Source organism: Bradyrhizobium sp. P2_E8, assembly GCF_056403875.1.
Window position 1 is genome coordinate 1 of the sequence record NZ_JBFUES010000818.1, and the last position, 3,449, is coordinate 3,449.

Annotated in this window: 3 protein-coding genes and 1 pseudogene; 2 read left to right on the forward strand and 2 right to left on the reverse strand. The window is 61.3% G+C overall.

Annotated elements, in window-relative coordinates; all coding sequences use genetic code 11:
• On the reverse strand, positions 1-368 hold a 368-nt coding region (locus AC1D00_RS32405), incomplete at its 3' end, for a 2-dehydropantoate 2-reductase N-terminal domain-containing protein (protein WP_477013469.1).
• Between the two features lie 245 nt (positions 369-613).
• Positions 614-1,624, reverse strand: a complete 1,011-nt coding sequence (locus AC1D00_RS32410) for an NAD-dependent epimerase (protein WP_477013471.1) — start codon at positions 1,622-1,624, stop codon at positions 614-616.
• A 312-nt stretch (positions 1,625-1,936) separates the two neighbouring features.
• Here AC1D00_RS32410 and AC1D00_RS32415 point away from each other — a divergent pair, with 312 nt between their 5' ends.
• Entirely contained in the window at positions 1,937-3,052 is a 1,116-nt protein-coding gene (locus tag AC1D00_RS32415; RefSeq protein ID WP_477013470.1) for a glycosyltransferase family 4 protein, read from the forward strand.
• An 82-nt stretch (positions 3,053-3,134) separates the two neighbouring features.
• Positions 3,135-3,449: pseudogene (locus AC1D00_RS32420) on the forward strand (glycosyltransferase); the annotation flags it as partial.

Consider the following 3,449-nt stretch of genomic DNA (forward strand, 5'->3'; position numbering starts at 1 on the left):
ACGGTCGATTTCGTCACCACGACGGTGAAGCCCGACAGCGACTGCGCGATCTCTTTCGCGGCGGCGTAGACATAGGACAGATCGGCGTGACCATCGCCGCGGCGCGACGGCGTGCCGACCGCGATGAAGACGGCATCGGCATCCGCCACCGGCTTGGACAGGTCGGTGGTGAAATCGAGCCGCTTGGCCTTGACGTTGCTTGCGACCAGTTCGTCGAGCCCGGGCTCGTAGATCGGGATCTCGCCGCGATGGAGCGCTGCGATCTTCTTCTCGTCCTTGTCGACGCAGGTGACGTCGTGACCGAAATCCGCAAAGCAGGCTCCGGACACCAGTCCCACATAGCCCGTTCCGATCATCGCGATTCGCATGAAAAACTCTTTCCGTTGACGACGGATGTTCCACTGAACACCCTAGACCAATTTTCTATCCGACGGCACGCCCAACATTAGGGCAGCCTGCATCACCTTCCGAACAAACCTTCACCGCTTCGCGCGAGGCAACGATGGAGATCTCCCCAAACGCGCCGCATGCACGCGATGCAGTCGACATATGCGACAGGCGCGCTGCACGTCGGCGTCCCGGTGCGGAACACGGCGTTGGCACGACCGCGGGATCACACGCCGTGATACTTCCGATACCATTCGACGAAGCGGCCAAGGCCGTCCGCAATCGATGTCGAGGGCGAGAAACCGACGTCACGCTGGAGGGCGGAAATGTCGGCGCGGGTCTCCAGGACATCGCCGGCCTGCATCGGCAGCAGCTTGCGGATCGCCGGCTTGCCGATGATCTTTTCCAGCGTCTCGACGAACTCGATCAGTTTGACCGACCTGTTGTTGCCGATGTTGTAGACGCGATATGGCGCATAGCTCGTCGAGTTTTCCGGCGCTTCCGCGTTCCATGCGGGGTTCGGTGTCGCGGGCCGGTCGAGAGTGCGGATCACGCCTTCGACGATGTCGTCGACATAGGTGAAGTCGCGCCACATGTCGCCATTATTGAAAATCTTGATCGGCTCATTCGCGAAGATCGCGCGCGTGAACAACCAGGCGGCCATGTCGGGCCGGCCCCACGGACCGTAGACGGTGAAGAAGCGCAGACCGGTCACCGGCAGCTTGTGAACATGCGCGAAGGTATGCGCCATCAGTTCGTTGGCCTTCTTGCTCGCGGCGTAAAGGCTGACCGGATGGTTCACCGAATGCTCGGTCGAATAGGGCAAGGTGCGGTTGGCGCCGTAGACGGAGCTCGACGAGGCGTAGACGAGATGCGCCACGCCATGGCGCCGGCCGGCTTCGAGCACGGTGACAAAGCCGTCACAATTGGCGCGGATGCTGGTGATGGGATCGTCGATCGACGCACGCACGCCGGGCTGCGCCGCCAGATGCACGACGCGATCGGGCGAGACCTCGTCGAAAACGCGCGTCACCGCGGCGAAGTCTCCAAGATCGATCTCGTGGAAGCTGAACCCCGGACGGTGTTCGAGCGTGGCGAGGCGCGCACGTTTCAGCGCGGGATCATAATACGGAGTGAGCGCATCGATGCCAACGACCTGCTCGCCACGCGCCAACAGCCGTTCACAAACGTGCATTCCGATAAAGCCGGCAGCACCGGTAACGATCACTGGCCGCAAATTTGTCACCTCGTTGATTCCGCGAATGCAATGCCAGACCACGACATGAGAGGCAAGGTTTGGACAATCACGACAATCGTCAAATCAGGCACCGCATGTAGGCGCATCGAAATGTGTAGGAAACATGATGGCGCCATGCATCGTCGCATGCTATCCGCCCTGCGAGGATGCTCGGACGATAGCTCCACATGTGTTACACCTCATAGATCGTATATTCGGCGCGAATGCTCAGTCTTGAGGCAACATTCGCGTAAGATACCCACCGTAAGACACCCGCGAAAAACAAGACACCCACGCAGAAAAAGATCGGCTTTGAAACTCTCCATCAACGGCAGGTTCCTCTCACAGTCGCTAACCGGCGTGCAACGCTATGCCGCCGAAATCGTCAAGGCGATGGACCGTTTGCTGGCGAGCGGAGAGGCGCCGCGACAACTTCTGGACGCAGAGTGGCAGGTCCTGTCGCCGCCGAACGCACAGGCGCTCCCCGGTCTTCGCCGCATCAACGTCAGGCAAGTCGGATCGTTGCAGGGGCACGCGTGGGACCAGATCGATCTGGCACGCGCGGCCGCGGGCACACGCCTCATCAGCCTCGCCAATTCCGGCCCCGTGCTTCACCGCGACCATCTGGTCGTGATTCATGATGCGCAAGTTTTCAAGCGTCCGGACTTCTTCAGCTGGCGCTACCTCGCCCTGCACCGGACGCTCGGCCATTTGCTGGCACGCGCAGCAACGATCGCAACAGTTTCCGGGTTTTCGCGCAACGAACTTGCCGAGGCGCTGTCGCTCGATCCTGAGGCGATCCCCGTCATTCCCAACAGCGCAGAGCACTTCGCTGCCGTCGCGCCTGATTTCTCTATCATCGATAAGCTGCATCTTGTGCCCTACCGGTTTTTCCTCTTCGTCGGCTCGATGACGAAGAACAAGAACGTCGACACCGCCATTCGCGCCGCCGAGCGGCTTGGCCGCGCCGATTTCCCGCTGGTCGTGGTCGGAGGCGACAACAGCAAGGTCTTTGGCGGCAGCGCCATGGAATCAAGAACCGGCGTCGTCGTCGCCGGGCGCCTCAAGGACGAGGAGATCGCGGCGCTGTTCGCTCGAGCTGCCGCGTTCGTCTTTCCCAGCCTCTACGAGGGCTTCGGCATACCTCCCCTCGAGGCGATGTACTTCGCCTGTCCGGTGATCGCGAGTTCCGCCGCTGCCGTGCGCGAGACTTGCGACGACGCCGCCGTATATTTCGACCCACTCAACGCAGGCGAGCTATCGGCCCGGATGCACGAAAGAATTGAGCTCGGCAGGATTTCGCCGGCGGAACAGGAGAAGCAGCGCCAGCGTCTGGCGACATATTCCTGGTCCAAGTCTGCCGCAGCGATGCTCGAATTCCTCGCCAAACCCGCCCCCTACGACGCATCCAGCCGTCCGACACAATGACGCGGCCCAATTATTGCTGCTTCGAGACGTTAGACGTGCGCCTGCAAGATCGGGCGCCTGCAAGCCAAGAAAGGAATGACCGTTGTCCAGCGGCCTGAAAGTTCTGCATGTCGCYGAAACGGTCAGGGGCGGCATCGCGACCTACCTCAACGAGCTTCATCAGCATCAGTGTGCAAGCTTCGGGCGCGGCAACGTCAACTATGTCGTTCCGTCGGACCATCGCAGCGATCTGGTGAACATCGAGGATGACGCCATCACCACGTTTCCGCGCGAGGGCCGTAACGCGGTCGGCCTGTTTCGCATGCTGTCTGCGACGATGCGTGCGGTCCGGGAGTTTCGGCCCGACGTCATTCATCTTCACTCGTCCTTCGCCGGGCTCGTGGTGCGCCCGGTGCTC